Raw genomic sequence first — 19,964 nt, forward strand, 5'->3', positions numbered from 1 at the left:
ACTTCTCTACTCCCTTTGCTCCTTTCACGCTGTACGGAGCAGTCCGCAGAGAATTTCCGGGAACAGTCTCTACACGTTTCCTTTTCCGGTAACAACACGGATACCCTTGCAGGAGATTCTGTCCACCAATACCGGGAAGTTTCCTCTCTGCACATAAGGGGCATATACCGCTTCTTCTAGTTCTACCACTGTGTAAGGCTCTACCTTTGGAAGTTCTGTTGCTTCCAGACGGATATCTACGCTGTTTCCAAGTTTCATGCTTCCGAGGTGAAGTTTCAATGCTTCCACTTCCTCGGTTTTCTTCCGGGTTTCCTTATCATACTTGTAGCAGTAGTCTGCTCCCATGTAACGGAGTTCCCCGAACGCTTCTCTGACCTGTTCTTTTGTCAATGTAATCTGCATGCTACATTTCTCCTTTTTTGAAATCATGGTGAATGAGTGTCTGTAAGTGTGACAAGTCCTTTTCATATCCACGTCTATATTTATTTCATTACTTTTCTCCTTACCTCTTAACCTCATCATAGACCTGTTTTTTCTTCTTGTCAACAATTATTTTACTTTTTCCCTTACTTTTTATTTTTGTATTTCAAACGCTTAACTATATCTTTTTATAACTTATTATAATTTTACCCTTACATTTATCCTTATCTTGTGTTATGATGAAAACAGAAACGAGGTGTGCATATGTTTGTGAATAAAGAAGCAGTAGGAAAACGAATTTTACAGATACGCAAGAAATACGGTTACAGTATGCAGAAGTTTGGGGAAATCATAGATAATGCCCCGAAAGGCTCTGTAAACAGTTGGGAAAAGGGTGTGAATCTTCCCAATGAGAAACGCTTGAAGCAGATTGCCACGTTGGGCAATATGACGCTGAATGAACTTCTGTATGGTTCATTTAAAGAATATGTAGATATGCTTATCACAGAAAAACTGGGGATTGAACTGCCGGAAGAATTTACCAGAACTTTCTATTCTCTTTTAGAGCAGAACGGATTTACCTACGGGGATGATATCGAGATTGTCCGGCTTGTAAACGGCTTTCTGACTTATCATAACCTTACAACAAAAGAAACCGCCATTTTCTATCAGCCAACTGCATACTCCGGCGATTATTTTGACGGTATCATACAAAAAGCGGATTCTTCCGTTCTGGTCTGCCGGGCATATGCAGATAAGGCAAACAACACCTTACATATCATTCCGGCTTTTGAGAATGGACAGACTGAGGAAGTAGCAGACTTCTTTCATGCACTGAAAAGCATAACCGCTCCACACAACAACAATTATTTCACTTCCGGCTTTCTGACACTCGGACTGGCATTGAGAGATTCCAAAGTAATTATCTATGGAATTGATGAAAAACAGGGAACAGCACAGGTAATCCCTTACGAATATGATTGCGAATCAGACGCTTATATCCAGAATGAACATCTGTCATATACCAGACAGGATAGCTTTTTCCGAGAAGCCACGAAAGAAGCGGTCTATTGGAAAATGCAATCCGACAGAAGTAACCCATAAGATAAACAAGAGGACTTGCAAGGTTTGTGACCTTTCAAGTCCTCTTATGTATCATGATGGTATTGGCTGTGTCCGTTCCGTAAAGGACTGCCCTACGGCGTCTCGGCTTCGCCTTGTTCCTTTACCTCACTAATAATAATGTTCTGATAGCAGAACTCTTACTTATACTTTTATCTTACTATTCTTTCAATTTTTACCGTTTCACCATCAATATTATACTTAAAAAAATAAAATTTAATAACATTTCCTTCTGATACTTGTTCTAGATCACCTTTACACTTAGTACAATCTAAACTAACTTTTGTCGTATCAAAAAATAGACTACTTTCTTCCTTCTCATTTAGTTCTATTAAAAGTGTATCAAAAGTTTTCTCTACAACAACCCCACTCAAATGAAACCAATGAGAATTATCATCTCCACTAGAACGCAACTCCATATTTTGACGATTCTCCTTAAAAACATTTCCTTTTACGCCAAGCACAATTAATACTATTGCAAGCAAAAGTATGATTAACAAAATCAATCGTTTCTTATCCATTAAATGTAGTCCCCGATATGTCTGTCCAACTATCAAAATCAAAATTCAAATAACGTACTGTATCCCCCCATCCATCAAATACCATCAATGTATGTACTGTATTTCCAGAATTATATGCTCGCAAAGTTGCATATCCCTCTGCTGCCATTGAATGCCCCGCACGTTCTCCAGTATCACTGCTAATTATACCACAATGGACAACTGCTATATCTCCTCTATCAATGCAATTAGTGAAAAAATTATAATTGGGACTATAGTCAGTATTTTGTGTTACAGAAACATTCTTTCCAGCACAAAAGTCCACAAATCCAGGTCCAATATTGCCAATAGTTGTTGAACCATATGTTATTCCTCCACTCTCCGATGAAACTGTCGTTCCTGTTGAATCCCAAATATCCATATAATCACCTGCAATATCTGTATAATCAACAGCATTATAATATGCACCACATGCTAATAATGCACTAACTGCACATGCATAATGTCCTGTTACACTTTCTATATACGGCTCATTAAAGGAAATAAATTCTTGAAGATGATTTGTTGAAACAAGCGTGTAGTTTTCATAAACTTCATCAATATCTAGCAAAACCTCATCCCAAGTAGCTGGGTCTTTTCCCCTACTCTCATTCAAGGACAGTACTGTTTTTTCTAATGTTTCACCATAATTCGTTCTAATCTTTCCCAAATTATCAACAATACCATATTCAAACGGAGCTATTTTATATATTTCAGAGGTATTTGCTTTTTCACTAAATACATTTGCTTCACTTTGATAAATCACCTCATATGGATTTGCTGAATTATTACCAAATGAGTATTCTGATATCAAAGATTCACACGTAGTATCAAAAACTACATATCCATATGGTTTGTTTTCTAAATTGTAATTTACAATATATCCAATAGCTTGACCTGTTGTATCATAAAATTTTCTCGGATTATTAGCAACAATATTGCTATTTTCTCCTATTCCCTTTGCAAAACGTTCTGCCATCTGTATCGCCAAATCATCCGTAACATTTACAACAGAAGTATTCTCCGATGCATGGACAGGAACTATTGACATAATAGTCAATATAAAGATTGTCAAAAGTGAAGCAAATCGTTTAAAAATTTTTCTCATAAATATCCTTCCTCCTTAGATTATATATTTACTTTAATATTATATCTTATTCCCTATTTTGTCTATATTTTTTTATGTTTATTTCAAATATTTCATTCTATTTTATTTTTATCAAACTATTTTCAAACAAATCCAAACAAAGAATCTCGGGGCAAATTTCGGTCAAATCAGGATAAATAAATATAACACTTTATATGTAAGTCAATTTTAAAAAAGCCTGTAATTCCGGGCTTTACAACACTTTGTAACACAATATAAACCAGTTCGATAATCCCTCATTCCTTTAGATAACTATAAAACAACGAAACCCGTTAGCCGAAAGGTTAGCGGGTTTTCGCTGTTCCTGCATCTCCCCCAAATGTCTTTTGGGCAAATTTTTCTAAAAGAATATCTGTTGATTTTATTCTTTAAATAATATCTTCCTATAAGTTTTGCAACTTTTCCATTTCTGATTTTGCTTTGTTGTCTGTAAGTTGTATTGGCTTATTACAATCTCCTTCTGCATTTGATAATACTAACATAATTTTCATAGCTGCCACTTATATTTCAAATTACTTGCATATATGGATTCTGACAAAATATCTTGTCATGCAACAATGTGTTTGATAAAATAAGACAAGGCACTACATGAGAATGGTAGGCGGTTAGTCCTTCAACAGGGGGACTGAACCCTCTGATTGCATATATTAATCAATCAAAAAAGTAACCGCCCCTCAGCCAAAGGATTGCGGTTACTTTTTTGTAACTTATTAAATCTGGACTAACCAACTATCAGTAGTGCCTTATTTATATCTATAATATACCACCCGTTAAGCACATTGTAAACATGTAACTTTGTAAATATGTAAACATTTCAAACTGTTTTCGGACTTTTTAACACATTATAATACTATATAAATTAGTTCAATAGTACCTATTTCCTCTTTAGATAACTATTTTTCTTTCAGCGAAACTGCCTTTGAATTTGAACTGTTTAGAAACCATGTTCCAGACACATGAATTGTCACACAGACAATGTCTGAGAGTTTGATGTATTTCCTCTATACTACACGCTTTATTATGTCCCGCAGAAGTTACTTGATTTCTACGGGACATTCTCTTACTTTCTGGCAAAATGTATCTGCCGCAGTTCCTCTACATCATCGCAGATCGGATGCAACGGACACAGATCGCAATCCAGAATAATATTTTTCAAAATATGGTCAAATGCATTTGTGATCTCATCCACCTTTTTCCCCTGTGCGATGAGCTGGTCCATCACCGGAAGCTCCCGTGTGATAAACAGAATCTGGACATGCTTTGCCTGAAATTCTTCTTTATATTTCTGGATCATCAGATTTCCCACGGTCGCAAAGTCCAGTGCTTTTTTCATTGCTTTTTTGCTCACCCGCACCTGTTCTTTTTGATCCATGCTGGACGACAGCATCATGTACCCTTCCGGAATGATCTTAAATTTTGCGAATTCCAGTTTTTTGATCCGCTGGTACGCTTTATCCTGATCTTCGATCGGATCAATCTGGATCCACGTGATCCTGGTAAACGGAACATTCTTTTTGATCTCCGGAAGATCCGGTCCATATAAAAGAATCTTGTCTTCGGGAAGTAACTCTTTCGAAGAGGTCACCGCCTGATAACACGTGGACGGCTGCGAACGGATTCCCAGCTCAAACGCCACTTCTTTTTGAAGCAGGAATTCATTTTCTTTGAGCAGATTCCATGGTTTTGCATGATTCCTGTTCAGCTCTTTTACCGGGAAAGGCTTCAGTAATTCTCTTGTTGTCTCGATAACTTTATCATATACTTGCATAACTAAATGTGATCCTCTACTTTTTTCGTCTCATGATAATGAAGCAGCTTGTCATAAATAAATTCGATCAGCTTGGAATCTGCATTGGTCATATAGATGGTAAACAAAACCGCTGTCACTGCACTCACGGCAAGAAACACTTTTGCAAAAAATCTGACTGTTTTTTTCATCCGGATCGCCCCTTCCTTATAAGTCTAATCCCTTTTGTCTCGCATATTCTGCCGCTCCGAGCGCACCCATCAGCTGCGGATCGATCTTAAGTTCTATGACCTTCATACGGAGCACCTTCTCAATCGCTGCTTTTAATCCTTGATTTTTCGCACATCCGCCCGTCAGTGTGATCGCATCTTTCGCTCCGGCTTTTTTCGCCATTACAAAACAGCGTTTTGCAACCGCCTGCTGAATTCCTGCCGCAATTTCATTCTGCGGTTTTCCTTCTCCGACCAGTGTGATAACCTCAGACTCTGCAAATACCGTACACTGTGCCGTGATCGGGATCACATTTTCCGCTGTAAGACTCAGCTTCGAAAATTCTTCCAGAGACATCTCGAACGCATTCGCCATGGATTCAAAGAAACGCCCTGTACCGGCCGCACATTTGTCATTCATCGCAAATGTTTTCACCGTTCCGTCCGTATCAACCGCAATTCCTTTTACATCCTGTCCGCCGATATCAATGATCGCCCGCACCGACGGATCTGTCACATGCACACCCATTGCATGACAGCTGATCTCGGAAATATTTTCATCTGCCTGCGGTACTTTGTTTCGCCCGTATCCGGTTCCGATCAGATACGTCAGATCGGAAATCTCCTTCAGACCGGCATCCGCGATCGCCTGATCCAGCCCTGCCTTGGCGCTCTGCGCACTGTTGATCTTACTCTTGATCGTATTTGCTGCAACGATCGCCCCGTTTTCATCCAGGATCACCGTTTTCGTATAGGTCGAACCTACATCACATCCCCCGAAATATTTCATCTTTTTCCCTCCTTACCAGGTCAGTTCATCACTATAATCCAGATAGGTCGGATCCAGTGGTTCTTCCCTGAACACCGTTGACATATATTTGTTGACTGCATCGCGCATTGCTTTTCTGGACACGGTTCTCGGATCCATCAGATCATGCTGTACCCAGATCAGATGAATGCCCCGCTCTCTTGCCTGATCTTCAAACAATCCATGAAGACCGCCAAAGTTTTTGCAGGAAACATGATCGTACATGATCACAATATTCGCATTAAATTTCTCGCACATCTTCCAGCACTCATCCAGCGCATTAACATATCCGCCGTTGCTGTGGGAACGCATCATCATCCGCTCATATGCCATTGCCATATCCGTCAGCGCCTGTTCTTTGTCCCCGATATGATAAAAATGATAACTCAGCATACTTTCCATATCGACCAGAGTGCGAATTCCCCACGTATGTTCCGCCCAGGTTGTAAAATGGGTGTAGTAATGTGCCGGACAGCACCATACAATGGCGCGGTATTTATAATCTCTTCTGTCTGCTTCCCGGTCCTTTTCATATCCTTTGAGCATCATCTTTGTCACTTTTTCATCCTGCTTTGTCATAAACGGATCCAGACAGGCCGCTGTCTGGAATTCATACTCTCTCTGAAGGGACAGCGCACTTCCTATGACCTGCGGATAAGGCGTACAGTTGACATCCCATTTGTCCAGCATGCACTGTGTTGTCTTATTATATTCTTCTGCCTTTTTCCAGAATGCATCCCAGTCCCACTTCACGTCGTAAGTCTCTTCGATAAACCGGATACAGTTCTTCAGATCCTTGACTGCATACGCATTCGTCTCAGGCTCATTAAACCGCTGCGGCGGGGTCAGCGTAAAGCTCGGCAGTTTTTTCATATAGCGGTCCATAAACAGAGCCGCGCCGAGAGATCCGTCACACGGCATAGAACTTGTGATAAAAGAACTCCCCACCTGCGGATAGTCATCTACAATCGCACATCCAACCTCTGCGGATGGAAGCGGACACACATCTGCCGCCAGTCCCATACGCTCTGCCGCATCTACATACATAATATTTGCGTTCTGATCAACCTCTCCCGGAAGGCAGACCGGTGACATGGCAATATCGATCCAGTCCAGCATCGGAAAACCTGCCATAATGATCGATGGGGTCATCTCGTCAAACATCACCGTCTTTGCACGTAATTTTGCAGCACGTTTATTATTTGGTGAATTGAGATTCTCATCTCGTTCAATGATCTTGGCGATCACATCTACCGAGTTATGTACCACTCCGTAAAACTGTTCCTGCGTATAACGGAGCTGTTTTCCGCGCAGTCCCAGCTTATGGCGGTCCAGCATATTCGCCACCGTCAGATAAGAAGCCATCCACGGGTAACGCACAAAGGATTTCGTCAGCGCCACCGGATGCTTTCCGAGTGTCACTGCCATATATCCATATACCTTCAGCCAGGAGGCAAAATCATACGCTGTATCTCTTACCCCTTTCCACTCCCTCTGGTTCAGAGAACGGTACCCTTCCGTATAGTAATCTCCAAGCCCTTCATTATGCAGCTTTACCCTTGGTTTTGCATAATGCCTGACATCCTTTACAATCCCCGGAAGTGCTTGTTTCAACTTCTGGATTTTTGTTCCTCGTCTCATTTTCCGGCCTCCTCTCTGCGAGCTTTGATCTTCTTGATTTCCAGACTCTCCACAAATGCCTGTACCCGGGTTCGAAGCTGTCCGCTTGATTTTGCCTGATACGGCCGGTCAATTGATAAGGTCGGTATCTTATATTCTTCGGCAAGAACATGACTCTGCAGTGTTCTCTCAAAAGACCAGTAGGAACAGAATTTCATCTGCTCATAAATAATACCGTCTGCATGATATTCCTCCACCAGTTTCGCCGCCTGATCCTGTCTGTACTTGATCTTATTTGGCGTGACATACCTCGGACAGGAGGTCTGATCAATATTGATCCGCACAATCTGAGTGAGCACATCCTCCGTATCATTTAATACAATTTCCTGACGGCCCGGGATCGATCCATAACAGAACCGGTCTGCGGCAACATAAGCACCGCTGTCTTCCACCAGTTCGATCATATCCGGATCATCGATCTCTCCGCCCACGATCACAACTCTTGCACGGAATTTTGATTTTTTATCCGGCTCCCTGTGTTTGAGTTCCTCCAGTGTTTCATACAATTTATCCAGGATCAGATCTTTTGGACAGACATAGGTTGCAAGAACAATCTTGTGAAATTCTGCGCCTGTGATCACCGGATTTTCTGCTTTTCGCATTTCTCCCATCTCAGAAATGATCCTGCAGATCTCATTGTGCTTCTCCACAGCTTTTCTCATCGCCGCATCGGATATATCCGTTCCATACCGTTCATGCAGCGGTTCCAGCACCTTTCTTCGCAGCTGCTCTACCACATGCTCCACCGTGATTTCTTCATCTTTTCCCGGCACATCCACATAGCTGATAAAGAAATTCTTTTTCTCTTTCCCCTGGATCTCCAGCAGTTCCATATTTTCGTAACACCGGTTCATGCATTCACAGATATCAACCCCGGCAATCGCATCCAGAAACTGAAATCCGCCCTCGATTGCCCGTTCCAGCAATGCTCTGGAAAATTCACAGGCACTGCTTGCCAGATAATACGTTGCAATCTCTGTAGAACCCATATACGGAGCCCGTAGTCTGACAGAAAAACAGTGATCCAGATTCAGCAGCACTTCCGGGATATGAAAACAGGTGTACCCAACAGCGACCCGGTTCTCCTTCTGCGCTTCCCGGACCAGATCGTTACAGGCACTGTCCAGTAACTTTTCAAAATAGATCATATGTTTTAGATCTTTCATAACAGCCCTCCTGACACTTACAGCAGAATGCCGAACTTCTGCATTGCATCCCGCACATTGACTACCACAGGTGATTCTTCTGGAAGCTCCATAATGCTGCGTCCTTCAAAATCATACAATGCCAGTTTTTTGTCTGACGGGATCGCTGCCAAAAGCTCCAGACCTCTGGTATCCAGTCTTTCGATCATCGCCGGGTCCTCCACCCGGTTCACGATCAGACCGATGCGGTCATATTTCACCAGCTCCATTGCAACATTTTCAATTGTCTTGATGACTTCCAATCCCTTTTTGCTGGTATCCGAGATCAAAAGCAGATGGGTCACTTTCTCCATTACACGGCGGTTGATCTGCTCAATGCCTGCCTCTCCGTCAATGACCACATAATCAAACTGCTCTGAGATCATCGTGATCACTTCTTTTAAATATGAATTGATGCGGCAATAACATCCGGCTGACTCCGGACGTCCGATTGCAAGAAACGCAAAACCTTCTTTTTCGACGATTGCCTCTGCGATCTTATACCTGGACTCAGACAACAATTCCATTGCTTCCTTTGTATTTCCATCCTCCACATTCGCAACAATTTCGTTTCGAATGTCATCCAGCGTCAGTTTGGGCTCAATTCCCAGTGCTGTAGCCAGACCAATCGCCGGATCTGCATCAATGGCAAGGATCTTTTCCTCCGGAAATTCCTCAACCAGAAGCTTTACAAGAGCTGCGGAAATAGAAGTCTTTCCCACGCCCCCTTTTCCGGTCAATGCGATAATTTTTGTCTCTCTGCTCATACCTTTTCTTCCTTTCCACTAAATCCGCACTGCAAGATGATATGCACCGCGTACTGCCTCCAGAACTCTTCCTGCCCGGCTGCTGTCTCCAATGTTATAAATCTCTTTTGCCAGATGTTCTTCTCCCGCTTCAAAGAAAAATGTCTCATCCGCTTTTCCCCCCATTGCCAACACGATCAGATCTGCCGGAATCTTCTTCTCCACGATTTCTTCTTTGATTGCTTTCTCCATCGGGTTCGGAATATTCGGAGGAAGCAGCGGCTGCCAGGTATTATACGGATCCGGCACAGTTTGGGACTGATTCTGTTCCACATAAACGCCGTCTTTTGCAAGCGCTTTTACCTTTGTACAGTTATACAGCCGCACCCCTGATTTTTCCAGATAATGAAGCAAATGTCCTCGGTTTGCTGTACAGACCCCCATCATAAAATGAGGCAGCATTTCCAGAACCGTAACGTTCTTTCCATATTCATTTGCCAGCCAGTGTGCAGTCTCACAGCCTACCACTCCACCGCCTACGATCACGATATTATTTGCACCTTCCGCTTTTTCCGGATGTTCCAGAAGGTCTGTTCCAAGGATTAGATTTGCCTCCTCTCTGCCTTCAAACGGCGGAAAGATTTCCTTTGTTCCATACGCAAAAATAACTGAATCATATGCTTTTTCTTTTAGAAGTTCTGCAGTCACCGTTGTATTTTTATGTACCTGAAGCTGATACTGCTCCTGACAAAGCTCCACCTGTTTCTCAAGGTATGCCAGATAGTTGCGCAGGTCAAATTTGATCTTCGGAATACTTCCTACAGCAATCTTGCCGCCCAGCTTCTCTGATTTTTCATACAAGGTTACGTTGTGTCCGCGTTTTGCCGCGATCAATGCAAATGTAATTCCTGCCGGCCCGCCTCCCACAACAGCAATGTTTTTCTTTTTCTCAGCCGGTGTAAAGGTTTCCGGAAAACGTTCCTCGAATCCGGTTCGCGGATTAACTGCACACTGAGGATGCCCTCCCAGAATAAACTCATTAACGCAGCCTTCCTGACAGCCGATACACGGCCGGATCTCCTCCACATTGCCGGCAAACGCCTTGTTGCACCAGTCCGGATCTGCAAGCAGTGGTCTGGCAAGCATCACCATGTCGCAGTCACCATCCCGGATCGCTTTTTCTGCGATATCCGGATACCCCAGTTTTCCGACTGCAACAACCGGAACGTCCACTCCGGTATTCGATTTGATACGATTTCTGCGGAAGAATTCTTTTGCGATCTTGGACATATCAAGGAAACATCCCGCCGGCATTCCCTCCGGTGGATGCGGCAGCCACCAGTTGTCATAGCAGCCCAGATCCACATCAAACAGATCCACTCCGGCACGGACCAGTTTCGCCATATAATGCAGGGTATCCTTAATCGTTCTTCCATTTTTAAACCGCTTCAGACTGCTGACTTCATTCATCCGTTCCTGATATGTTTCGTTCAGTGCCAGTGAGAGGTCAATCCGATACATGATCGGGAAGGAATCTCCCGCCCTCTTTCGAATCTCACGGATGATATCAAGCCCAAACATTTCATAATCTTTATAGCGTCCCATCTGTCTTCTGTTAAATGCCGGATTCGTCATCTGTTCCAGCAGATATCCTTCATGCCCATGCAGGTAGATACCGTCTAATCCCATCTCTTTTGCATCTGCTGCCGCCTGCCCGCAGTTTTTTACAATTTTTTTCAAATTGGCATCTGTCAGCGGAATACATGGAAGCTGCGGAATATAAAAGCTCGGATTCACGGACGCAGAAACCGGAATCTTATGTTTTGTCATCACACAAGTCGGTGGTCCTACTCTTCCAAGTCCCGGTGTAATCTGAATAAAGATTTTACTTCCATACGCATGTACTCCCTGTGCAAGATCTCTCCAACCTGCAAACACTGTTCTGGCATGATCGATTCTCGGAAACAGTGACAGATCATCCACCTCTGTCACCGTCGGATCGATTCCGTGACTGACCGGAATCAGCCCTGTTGTCAAAAGCCCTGTCCCCCCTTTTGCACGGGCGAAAAAGTACTGAAGCATCTTGTCATTGGGACGTCCTGACTCTTCACACATATTCAGATTCCCCATCGGTCCCATTACCACGCGGTTTTTGATCATAGTCTTATTCACCTGAATCGGAGAAAACAGGGCCTGATACGGATACAATTCCTTCGTCATCTCCCCGGAGCTCATCCTGCAGTTTTCTTTTTCCTGTTTCACCCAATCCCCATAGGTTTCTTCCAGTCTGACTAACTTTTCATCGCATTTCAATGTTTTTGCACCTCCTGTTTTACGACATCTTTTACCCAAACTAATTTTGAGCATTTTGCACTAAAATCATATTTCAATTATATCATTTCAGTGCAAAACAAACAACTCAAAAAAAGACCCGAAAGGGAGTATATCACTTCCACTTTCAGGTCTTCTCTATTATTTATTTACGGATCATCTCCATATATGGCAGTACTTCATATCCTGCTTTTTTATAGACATGAACTGCTCTTTCATTTTCTTCTTCCACTTCCAGGCGAACTACCACGTCTGCGTATTTTTCTTCTATATATTCAAAAAACTTACTTCCGATACCAAGTCCTCTGCTTTCTGGCTTCATATACAGATCTTCGATCCAGACACACTGCTTTCCAAACTCTGTGGAAAAGCTTTTGGCTGCCATGGCATACCCCAAAAGCTGCCCTTCATTTTCAAACACATATCCTTCCAGATATGGACTCCCTCCTATGCATGTTCTGATATCATTCTCAAAAATCTCATCCGATCCATTACTCTGCACTGCGGGAGATGCGTAAAATACCCGCATCATATCCAATACTTCCTGTTTATCCTGTTCCATCATATTTCTAATTGTAAATTCCATCACTGTCCATCCTTTTCTTTATTCTGCCAATACGCTCTTATGCCGTTTCAGATATTTTCCGTCTCCTTTTTTACCTAAGAACTGATTCTCTTTCACGATCACATGCCCTCTCTGCATGACCAGTTCAATCTCACCTTTCACTGCCATCCCCTCATAACAGGTATAATCTACTGCACTGTGCATATCCGCATGTGTCAGTATGCGCTCTTTCTCCGGATTTAAGAGAATCAGATCCGCATCTGAACCCGGCAGCAGAGTTCCCTTCTGCGGATATAATCCATACATCCGGCTAGGATTCGTACACAGATAATGCACCATCTGCGGCAGTGTAATTCTGCCTTTCATCACACCCTCAGAGAACAGAATGCGCATCCGCTCTTCAACTCCCGGTGCACCGTTTGGACAAGCTGTAAAATCCTGCGCTCCTGCCTGCTTTTCTTTCCCAAAGTGAAACGGGCAGTGATCTGTTGCCACAACATCGATCACGCCATCCTTTAATGCCTGCCATAATGCATCCTGATCCTCTTTTTTGCGAAGCGGCGGAGACATGATCGCTTTCAGCCCTTCCTTGGGATCTTCATACATCTCATCCGTGAGAGTCAGATATTGCGTACAGGTCTCCACTGCAAAATTCTTCTGGTGGGATGCCCGCGCTTTCATAACCTCCATCAGCCCTTCTTTGCTGGACAAATGTACAATATACAGCGGTGCATCACCTGCCATGGCTGCCAGATGCAGCAGACGGTCCACTGCCTCCGCCTCACAACGCGCCGGTCTGCTGAGCGGATGATACTTTGGCTCTGTACATCCCGACTCGCGGTATGTCTTCCTAAGATAATTGATCACACCATCATTCTCGCAGTGCACTGCGATCACTATCCCGTCCTTTTTTGCTTCTTTGAGTACCTGAAAAATCTCGTCATCAGTCAACATGTCATCATATGTCGTATATACCTTAAAACTTGTAATTCCATCATTTTCGGCAATCTCTTTCATCTCCCCCAGTATGGATGCATTGACATGCTGGATCACCCCATGAAATCCATAATCAATGACTGATTTCCCATCTGCCAGACGATGATATTCTTCCACCTGATGCCACAGGCTGCATCCCTTCGGGCCGAACGCCATGTGATCCACGATCGTCGTTGTTCCTCCACAGGCTGCTGCCACCGTTCCATCATAAAAATCATCCACTGCACGATACTTTCCTGACTGCAGATCCATATGCGTATGTACGTCCACACCCCCCGGGATCACATATCTGCCTGTGGCATCGATCACCTCGGCATCCTCCTCTTCCAAAACTGTTCCTATGGACTTTATTTTTTCATCTTCGATCAGAATATCCCCCTGAAATACCTGCGACTCTGTTGCGATCATACCATTTTTTACTAATAATTTCATAGGACTCCTCCTTTTTCCGGCATTTCTATCTGTTCATTTGATATTTATAGAATACTCTTATCAGCACATGAATTCAACCTGATTTCTGAAATATTTTCAGATGTCTAAATTTCTTTTAGCTTCTGTTTTCTTTTTATGATATAATGAGCGTTAACGAATCATGATATCATAGAAGACGATTACACATTTATCAGGAGAGGATGTAAACAATGGGATACTCTTTAGATCTATTAAAACAAATTGCGCACGGACTTGCACAGCAGTTCGGTGATTCCTGCGAAATCGTGATCCACGATGTACGCCATGGAATCGAAAACACAATCTTATATATTGAAAACGGACATGTCACTGACCGAAAATCCGGTGACAGTGCATCCAATGTCGTACTGGAAGCGATCAAAGCCGATCCGTCCACACTGCAGGATCAGTACGCTTATCTGACAAAAACAAATGACGGACGTCTGCTGAAGTCTTCGACCTTTTACATTAAGGACGAATCCGGAACGCTTGCCTATATTTTTTCTATCAATTATGATATTACCGCACTGGCTGCAGCGAATCAGTTCCTGCAGTCCTTTATCCAGACACAGAATCCCGCCGAGCCATCCGCTTCCCGCAGTGCGACTCCTCAGATTACACACAATGTCACCGAGCTTCTGGATACCCTGATCGAACAGGCTATCTCCAATATCGGGAAACCGGCAGCACTGATGACAAAAGACGAAAAAATCAAAGTGGTTCAGTATTTAAATGATGCCGACGCTTTTCTGATCACGAAGTCCGGAGATAAGGTAGCTTCTATACTCGGCATCTCAAAATTCACATTATATAACTATATGGATGCCGGTAAATAAAAAATCCGCTGAAAGTGCAACGTTGAAACACTTTCAGCGGATTCTGATTATACTTCCATCTTACTCTGCATCCATTCGTATAAATCCTGATATACCTGCTCCCGGTCTGTTTCATTCAAAATCTCATGTCGGTCTCCGGCATACAGCCGCAAAGTCACATCCTGTATTCCGGCCGCCCGATACTTCTCATAGATCTTTCTGACACCTTTGCCGAATCCTCCGACCGGATCGTCCGAACCGGACACCATAAAAATCGGCAGCGTCTTCGGTATCATATAGATGCTTTCCCGCTTCTGCGTCTGCTGAATTCCGCAGAACATCTGATAGTAGGCATTTACTGTAAATACAAACGAACACAGCGGATCGGAAACATACTGATCCAGCTTTTCCGTATCACTGGTCACCCAGTCTGCCCTCGTCCTTGCCGGCTTGAATTTTTTACAGAAAGGTCCATTCACCATCTTGTCTACCAGCTTGCTTCGATAATGCCATCCTTTTAAAACTGCCAGTATCCTGCACAGATCTTTTCCAAGCTTGAGTTCCGTCTTATTCTGCTCTGACATGGTCCCCATGATGATCGCTCCACTGAGTCCATTGCCATACATCTGAATATATTGTCTCAGCAGAGACGATCCCATGCTGTGTCCAAGCATAAAATAAGGCACGTCCGGGTATTTTTTCATCGTCCGCTGTCTCAATGTATGTAAATCTCCAAGAACACATGCATTTCCATATTTTTCATTAAAAAATCCATACTCTGACTTACTCTGTACTGACTTTCCATGTCCCAGATGATCGTTGCCGACTACATAAAATCCTTTTTCGCAGAGATATTCTGCAAACTCCGAATATCTGTCAACATACTCAACCATCCCGTGACTCAACTGCAAGACTGCCTTTACCTGTCCTTCCGGTTTCCATTCAATTGTATGAATCTCTGTATTTCCATCTTTGGATGGAAAGTAAAATTCATCTTTCATCTTTCTCTCTACCTGTCATCTAATTTTATATATTCCCGATGAGGAGCCAGCGGCTTATATGCCGGACGGATGATCTTATCCGCATTCTTCAGCTCTTCCAGACGGTGTGCACTCCATCCTACAATACGTGCAGCCGCAAAGATCGGTGTATACAGTGACGGAGGAAGATCCAGCATACTGTACACCAGACCACTGTAAAAGTCCACATTCGCACTGACACCTTTGTAAATCTTGCGCTTCTCGGCGATTACTTCCGGAGCCATATGCTCTACCTTCTCATAAAGCGCATACTCTGCCTCGCAGCCTTTCTCCTGTGCAAGCTGCTTTACAAACGCACGAAATACATCTGCACGAGGATCAGAAATGGAATAAACCGCATGTCCCATTCCGTAGATCAGACCTTTTTTATCAAAGGCTTTCTTATCCAACAGTGCTTCCAGATACTGACGGATCTGCTCTTCATCAGTCCAGTCTGTCAGTGTTGCCTTCATATCCTCAAACATCTGTGTCACTTTTACATTCGCACCGCCATGCTTCGGTCCTTTCAGGGAAGCCATCGCTGCTGTAATCGTAGAATACGTATCGGTACCGGAAGAAGTAACTACATGAGTCGTAAAGGTGGAGTTATTACCACCGCCATGATCCATATGAAGCACAAGTGCCATATCCAGGATCTCTGCCTCAAGCGCTGTATACTTTCTGTCTTCACGAAGCATCATCAGGATATTCTCCGCTGCGGAAAGCTCCGGATGAGGTGCATAAATATAAAGATCCTCACCTCTTCTGTAATTATATGCATGGTAGGCATATACCATAAACATTGGGAACTGACTGATCAGATTCAGACACTGACGAAGTACGTTCGGAATCGAAATATCATCCGCTTTGTCATCGTATGTATACATACTCAGGATATAGCGGGAAATGTTGTTCATCATATCACTGCTCGGCGCTTTCATGATTACATCCCGTACAAAGTTCGGCGGAAGTGTCCGGCGCTCTGCGATCATGGCCCGAAATTCATCCAGCTGCACCTTTGTCGGAAGTTCTCCAAACAAAAGGAGATATGTTGTCTCTTCAAATCCCGGGTGCTCTGCTTTTAAAAATCCGCCGATCAGCTCTTTGATATTATATCCACGGTAGTAGAGGCTTCCTTCACACGGAACTTCTTTGCCGTCTACGACTTTGGTATTTACAATATCTGAAATGTTGGTCAGACCTGCAAGTACACCTTTTCCATTTAAATCACGAAGACCTCTCTTCACCTCATACTTGGTATACAGTTCTTTGTCAATCGCTGTATTCGTCTCACAAATATGTGCCAGCTCCTGAATCTTGGGTGTATTTTCAAAAATGATGTTCTCAATGTCTCTCTGCATATAGCCTCTCCTTCCGTCATTTGTTTTATATTTCTTTATTATACTAAAGATTTTGCTCCTATACAATTAACTGTGTATTAAATATTTATGAACTATTGCTGTTTATTCTGTTTGGACCTGCACAGAAATCATTATGCGATTTGATCACTTAAATAGTTCGCAAGCTCTGCAAATTCTTCCAGAGTCAGGGCTTCTCCACGGATACTCGCGCCTCTGCCGAGATGTCCGATCGCCGCTTCGATCTGCTCCTTCGTAAAATCCAGCTCCGGTGAATTCTTCAGGCCATTCGCAAGCGTTTTTCTTCTCTGATTGAACGAAGCCCGGATGATCCGAAACATCAGTTTTTCATCTTTTACCTGCACCGGTGGTTCTTCATATCTGTCAAGACGGATGACTGCAGAACCGACCTTCGGGCGCGGCATAAAACAGTTCGGCGGTACATTGGCTACAATATATGGTTTTGCGTAATACTGGACCGCAAGTGACAGCGCTCCGTAATCCTTCGTTCCCGGTCCTACCTGCATCCGATCTGCTACTTCTTTCTGAACCATGACTGTAATACTCTTCATTGGAACATGATTTTCAAACAATCCCATGATGATCGGAGTCGTAATATAATATGGAAGATTTGCCACAACTTTGATCGGCTTTCCTTCATTCTCCTGTTTTGCAAGCTCAGCAATATCCACTTTTAACACATCCTCATTGATGACCTGCACATTGTCATAGCCATCCAGAGTATCCTCCAGAATCGGAATCAATGCCTTATCGATCTCTACTGCCGCTACCTTTCCCGCAGCGCATGCCAGATACTGTGTCATCGTTCCGATTCCCGGTCCGATCTCCAGCACAAAATCATCCTTAGTAATCTCTGCAGATCCGATGATCTTATCCAGTACATGCGTATCTATCAGGAAATTCTGTCCGAATTTTTTCTGAAACACAAAGTTATACTTCTGAAGCACCGCGATCGTATTCTGCGGATTTCCAAGTGTTGGTTCTTTCATCTGCACACCTCTTTCTCTACTTTTTGAAACGATATAATTTTTTTGCATTTTCTGTTGTCTGTCTTACAACCTCTTCGTAAGAAATCCCCTTTAATCCTGCGATCTCTTCTGCAACATACACAAGATTCAGGGAACTATTGCGTTTTCCACGATTCGGAACAGGAGCCAGATACGGGCTGTCCGTCTCAAGAACCAGTGACTCCAAAGGGATCTCCTGCACCACTTCTTTTAATTTCTTTGCATTTTTAAAGGTTACGACACCGCCGATTCCAAGATAAAATCCCATCTTTACATACTCTTTCGCCTGCTCCGGGGAATAGGAAAAACAATGGATCACACCGCTTAATTCTCCTGCATACTGCTTCATAATCTCCATCGTATCTGCGGCTGCTTCCCGGCTGTGAATGATCACCGGCAAATCCAGTTGTTTCGCAAGTTCCAGCTGCCGGATAAACCACATTTTCTGTAAATCCCGGTTCTCCTTATCCCAGTAATAATCCAGTCCGATCTCTCCGACAGCGACCATCTTTTCCCTGGCAAGCAGTTGTTCCATCCGCTTCATCTTCTCCTCGTCCAGTTCACCCACTTCGTCCGGATGTACCCCGATCGCACCGTAAATGAACGGATATCTGTCTGTCAGCTGCTCAATCTTGTCCCAGGACGCAATATCAGAACCTGCATCTACGATCAGCTCTACGCCATTTTCCCGCATAGAACCAAGCAATTCTTCTCTGTCTTCTTCAAACTGTCTGTCATCATAATGTGCATGTGTATCAAAAATCATCTGCATTTAACCTCTTTTCGCGGATATACGGAAAAAGGAGAGAATCTGTCTTGTTTTCTCTCCTCTTTCCTTACCGTTTTCTATTTAAAATAATACCATACTGCCTGAAAATGTTCAATGCAGGACTCTCAATTATCTCACATGATTTACGAAATCGGACGCACGTTTCTACAGATTATCAAAGATATCAAACTGAGTCAGGCATACTAGGCGCTACGTGAGACCACACTTAGTATCCCTGCAATCTGCGAACTGGTTTGACATGAAAGCCTGGAACATTTTATGTGGATATTCCCAGTCGCCCATTGACCCTACTTCCAATATTTTTCCACTTCCTGTGCTGCTTCCTGTGAAGAAATGTGAAACTTTTCCTGAACTTTTCCACATATCACTTCTTTTTCCAGTTCCATTTCCTGAAGCAGCTCCACAACAGCCTGTATGCCTTCTTGTCTACCTTCTTGTCTGCCTTCACGTCGTCCCTCTTTTAGACCGGTGTTTTTATAAACCGTGGAAAAATACTGGTGATCCCGAATCGCACGCTCTCTCTCCTCATATTCCAGACGCTTTTCCTCATCTGCGCTGATCCGATTCAGATCCTCATATGCCTTCTTAATGTATTCACTTTTTTCTGCTGCCATTTCAAATTCCTCCTCTGTCTCTGCATTGATGAACTGAAGCCATTTCAGCAGCTCTGTCTCTGGATAATCATGTTTTGCCAGCTTCGGAAGTTCCAGTGTATGAATCTCAAATTTATCACTATACAACTTCCTCCCCTTATCTGACCAGAAATGAAAACGGCAATAATATTCTTCATCATCAAACATTATAAAATTCAGAATCCCCAGCTTATCGTCTTTATCCTTCTGACGCAAATGGGACGGCAAAATCTTACTCTCATTGATTTCCTTCAGATTGATCCCAAGTACTGCTGCCAGAAATGCGTTACGCACCTCTTCGTCTTCCATCAGTTCTTTAAAACAGAAATCTACTTTTGGCTTCATTAAAAATTGTGTTGGTTTTTTATTCTCCATACA

General features: G+C 43.2%; 19 protein-coding genes. 2 read left to right on the forward strand and 17 right to left on the reverse strand.

Annotation, left to right across the window (positions count from 1 at the left end):
* Window positions 1-69: 69 nt before the first annotated feature.
* A complete protein-coding gene (locus FXV78_RS05585; protein WP_009244196.1) occupies window positions 70-402 on the reverse strand; it encodes a hypothetical protein in 333 nt (110 codons plus the stop codon).
* Between the two features lie 282 nt (window positions 403-684).
* On the opposite strand from FXV78_RS05585, the gene FXV78_RS05590 reads away from it, so the two are divergent.
* The gene (locus FXV78_RS05590; RefSeq protein WP_004844111.1) at window positions 685-1,524 is read left to right on the forward strand and encodes a helix-turn-helix domain-containing protein; all 840 of its coding nucleotides are present in this window, start codon (window positions 685-687) and stop codon (window positions 1,522-1,524) included.
* Between the two features lie 170 nt (window positions 1,525-1,694).
* On the opposite strand, the gene FXV78_RS05595 is transcribed toward FXV78_RS05590, so the two are convergent.
* From FXV78_RS05595 to hydA, 11 genes are all read right to left on the reverse strand, one after another.
* The gene (locus FXV78_RS05595; protein ID WP_004844112.1) at window positions 1,695-2,063 is read right to left on the reverse strand and encodes a hypothetical protein; all 369 of its coding nucleotides are present in this window, start codon (window positions 2,061-2,063) and stop codon (window positions 1,695-1,697) included.
* On the reverse strand, window positions 2,056-3,189 hold the full coding sequence (locus FXV78_RS05600; protein ID WP_004844113.1) for a hypothetical protein: 1,134 nt from the start codon (window positions 3,187-3,189) through the stop codon (window positions 2,056-2,058). Before FXV78_RS05600 ends, FXV78_RS05595 begins: the two co-directional genes overlap by 8 nt.
* A 1,099-nt stretch (window positions 3,190-4,288) precedes the next feature.
* On the reverse strand, window positions 4,289-4,996 hold the full coding sequence (locus FXV78_RS05605; RefSeq protein WP_004844115.1) for a hypothetical protein: 708 nt from the start codon (window positions 4,994-4,996) through the stop codon (window positions 4,289-4,291).
* A 2-nt stretch (window positions 4,997-4,998) separates the two neighbouring features.
* The gene (locus FXV78_RS17815) at window positions 4,999-5,166 is read right to left on the reverse strand and encodes a hypothetical protein (protein WP_004844116.1); all 168 of its coding nucleotides are present in this window, start codon (window positions 5,164-5,166) and stop codon (window positions 4,999-5,001) included.
* 16 nt (window positions 5,167-5,182) lie between these two features.
* The gene (locus FXV78_RS05610; protein ID WP_004844117.1) at window positions 5,183-5,974 is read right to left on the reverse strand and encodes an acyl-CoA dehydratase activase; all 792 of its coding nucleotides are present in this window, start codon (window positions 5,972-5,974) and stop codon (window positions 5,183-5,185) included.
* A gap of 12 nt (window positions 5,975-5,986) precedes the next feature.
* Window positions 5,987-7,633: a 2-hydroxyacyl-CoA dehydratase family protein gene (locus FXV78_RS05615; RefSeq protein WP_004844118.1), complete on the reverse strand. Its 1,647-nt coding sequence runs from the start codon at window positions 7,631-7,633 to the stop codon at window positions 5,987-5,989.
* On the reverse strand, window positions 7,630-8,838 hold the full coding sequence (locus tag FXV78_RS05620; RefSeq protein ID WP_004844119.1) for a 2-hydroxyacyl-CoA dehydratase family protein: 1,209 nt from the start codon (window positions 8,836-8,838) through the stop codon (window positions 7,630-7,632). The genes FXV78_RS05615 and FXV78_RS05620 overlap by 4 nt, the downstream gene beginning before the upstream one ends.
* Before the next feature lie 17 nt (window positions 8,839-8,855).
* Window positions 8,856-9,623: an ATP-binding protein gene (locus FXV78_RS05625; RefSeq protein WP_004844120.1), complete on the reverse strand. Its 768-nt coding sequence runs from the start codon at window positions 9,621-9,623 to the stop codon at window positions 8,856-8,858.
* 18 nt (window positions 9,624-9,641) lie between these two features.
* The gene (locus FXV78_RS05630; protein ID WP_039960006.1) at window positions 9,642-11,915 is read right to left on the reverse strand and encodes an oxidoreductase; all 2,274 of its coding nucleotides are present in this window, start codon (window positions 11,913-11,915) and stop codon (window positions 9,642-9,644) included.
* A gap of 163 nt (window positions 11,916-12,078) precedes the next feature.
* Window positions 12,079-12,519, reverse strand: a complete 441-nt coding sequence (locus FXV78_RS05635; protein ID WP_004844123.1) for a GNAT family N-acetyltransferase — start codon at window positions 12,517-12,519, stop codon at window positions 12,079-12,081.
* A gap of 18 nt (window positions 12,520-12,537) precedes the next feature.
* Window positions 12,538-13,926: a dihydropyrimidinase gene (gene hydA, locus FXV78_RS05640; RefSeq protein ID WP_004844124.1), complete on the reverse strand. Its 1,389-nt coding sequence runs from the start codon at window positions 13,924-13,926 to the stop codon at window positions 12,538-12,540.
* 209 nt (window positions 13,927-14,135) lie between these two features.
* Here hydA and FXV78_RS05645 point away from each other — a divergent pair, with 209 nt between their 5' ends.
* Window positions 14,136-14,780, forward strand: coding sequence for a helix-turn-helix transcriptional regulator (locus FXV78_RS05645; RefSeq protein WP_004844125.1), 645 nt, complete (start codon window positions 14,136-14,138; stop codon window positions 14,778-14,780).
* Window positions 14,781-14,827: 47 nt separating this feature from the next.
* Here FXV78_RS05645 and FXV78_RS05650 read toward each other — a convergent pair whose 3' ends face one another.
* The 5 genes from FXV78_RS05650 to FXV78_RS05670 form a co-directional block, all read right to left on the reverse strand.
* A complete protein-coding gene (locus tag FXV78_RS05650) occupies window positions 14,828-15,760 on the reverse strand; it encodes an alpha/beta fold hydrolase (protein WP_004844127.1) in 933 nt (310 codons plus the stop codon).
* An 8-nt stretch (window positions 15,761-15,768) separates the two neighbouring features.
* The gene (locus FXV78_RS05655) at window positions 15,769-17,139 is read right to left on the reverse strand and encodes a citrate/2-methylcitrate synthase (protein WP_004844128.1); all 1,371 of its coding nucleotides are present in this window, start codon (window positions 17,137-17,139) and stop codon (window positions 15,769-15,771) included.
* 131 nt (window positions 17,140-17,270) lie between these two features.
* Window positions 17,271-18,146, reverse strand: coding sequence for a 16S rRNA (adenine(1518)-N(6)/adenine(1519)-N(6))-dimethyltransferase RsmA (gene rsmA, locus FXV78_RS05660; RefSeq protein ID WP_009244207.1), 876 nt, complete (start codon window positions 18,144-18,146; stop codon window positions 17,271-17,273).
* 16 nt (window positions 18,147-18,162) lie between these two features.
* On the reverse strand, window positions 18,163-18,930 hold the full coding sequence (locus FXV78_RS05665) for a TatD family hydrolase (protein ID WP_039960022.1): 768 nt from the start codon (window positions 18,928-18,930) through the stop codon (window positions 18,163-18,165).
* Window positions 18,931-19,241: 311 nt separating this feature from the next.
* A complete protein-coding gene (locus FXV78_RS05670; RefSeq protein WP_004844133.1) occupies window positions 19,242-19,961 on the reverse strand; it encodes an Rpn family recombination-promoting nuclease/putative transposase in 720 nt (239 codons plus the stop codon).
* Window positions 19,962-19,964: the final 3 nt, after the last annotated feature.

It is taken from the genome of Mediterraneibacter gnavus ATCC 29149, assembly GCF_008121495.1.
Taxonomy (GTDB): domain Bacteria; phylum Bacillota; class Clostridia; order Lachnospirales; family Lachnospiraceae; genus Mediterraneibacter; species Mediterraneibacter gnavus.

What these genes read in the sequence shown, in the direction of transcription:
- FXV78_RS05585 (WP_009244196.1), bottom strand. Translation starts at nt 402, where the DNA reads ATGCAGATTACATTGACAAAAGAACAGGTCAGAGAAGCGTTCGGGGAA.
- FXV78_RS05590 (WP_004844111.1), top strand. Translation starts at nt 685, where the DNA reads ATGTTTGTGAATAAAGAAGCAGTAGGAAAACGAATTTTACAGATACGC.
- FXV78_RS05595 (WP_004844112.1), bottom strand. Translation starts at nt 2,063, where the DNA reads ATGGATAAGAAACGATTGATTTTGTTAATCATACTTTTGCTTGCAATA.
- FXV78_RS05600 (WP_004844113.1), bottom strand. Translation starts at nt 3,189, where the DNA reads ATGAGAAAAATTTTTAAACGATTTGCTTCACTTTTGACAATCTTTATA.
- FXV78_RS05605 (WP_004844115.1), bottom strand. Translation starts at nt 4,996, where the DNA reads ATGCAAGTATATGATAAAGTTATCGAGACAACAAGAGAATTACTGAAG.
- FXV78_RS17815 (WP_004844116.1), bottom strand. Translation starts at nt 5,166, where the DNA reads ATGAAAAAAACAGTCAGATTTTTTGCAAAAGTGTTTCTTGCCGTGAGT.
- FXV78_RS05610 (WP_004844117.1), bottom strand. Translation starts at nt 5,974, where the DNA reads ATGAAATATTTCGGGGGATGTGATGTAGGTTCGACCTATACGAAAACG.
- FXV78_RS05615 (WP_004844118.1), bottom strand. Translation starts at nt 7,633, where the DNA reads ATGAGACGAGGAACAAAAATCCAGAAGTTGAAACAAGCACTTCCGGGG.
- FXV78_RS05620 (WP_004844119.1), bottom strand. Translation starts at nt 8,838, where the DNA reads ATGAAAGATCTAAAACATATGATCTATTTTGAAAAGTTACTGGACAGT.
- FXV78_RS05625 (WP_004844120.1), bottom strand. Translation starts at nt 9,623, where the DNA reads ATGAGCAGAGAGACAAAAATTATCGCATTGACCGGAAAAGGGGGCGTG.
- FXV78_RS05635 (WP_004844123.1), bottom strand. Translation starts at nt 12,519, where the DNA reads ATGGAATTTACAATTAGAAATATGATGGAACAGGATAAACAGGAAGTA.
- hydA (WP_004844124.1), bottom strand. Translation starts at nt 13,926, where the DNA reads ATGAAATTATTAGTAAAAAATGGTATGATCGCAACAGAGTCGCAGGTA.
- FXV78_RS05645 (WP_004844125.1), top strand. Translation starts at nt 14,136, where the DNA reads ATGGGATACTCTTTAGATCTATTAAAACAAATTGCGCACGGACTTGCA.
- FXV78_RS05650 (WP_004844127.1), bottom strand. Translation starts at nt 15,760, where the DNA reads ATGAAAGATGAATTTTACTTTCCATCCAAAGATGGAAATACAGAGATT.
- FXV78_RS05655 (WP_004844128.1), bottom strand. Translation starts at nt 17,139, where the DNA reads ATGCAGAGAGACATTGAGAACATCATTTTTGAAAATACACCCAAGATT.
- rsmA (WP_009244207.1), bottom strand. Translation starts at nt 18,146, where the DNA reads ATGAAAGAACCAACACTTGGAAATCCGCAGAATACGATCGCGGTGCTT.
- FXV78_RS05665 (WP_039960022.1), bottom strand. Translation starts at nt 18,930, where the DNA reads ATGATTTTTGATACACATGCACATTATGATGACAGACAGTTTGAAGAA.
- FXV78_RS05670 (WP_004844133.1), bottom strand. Translation starts at nt 19,961, where the DNA reads ATGGAGAATAAAAAACCAACACAATTTTTAATGAAGCCAAAAGTAGAT.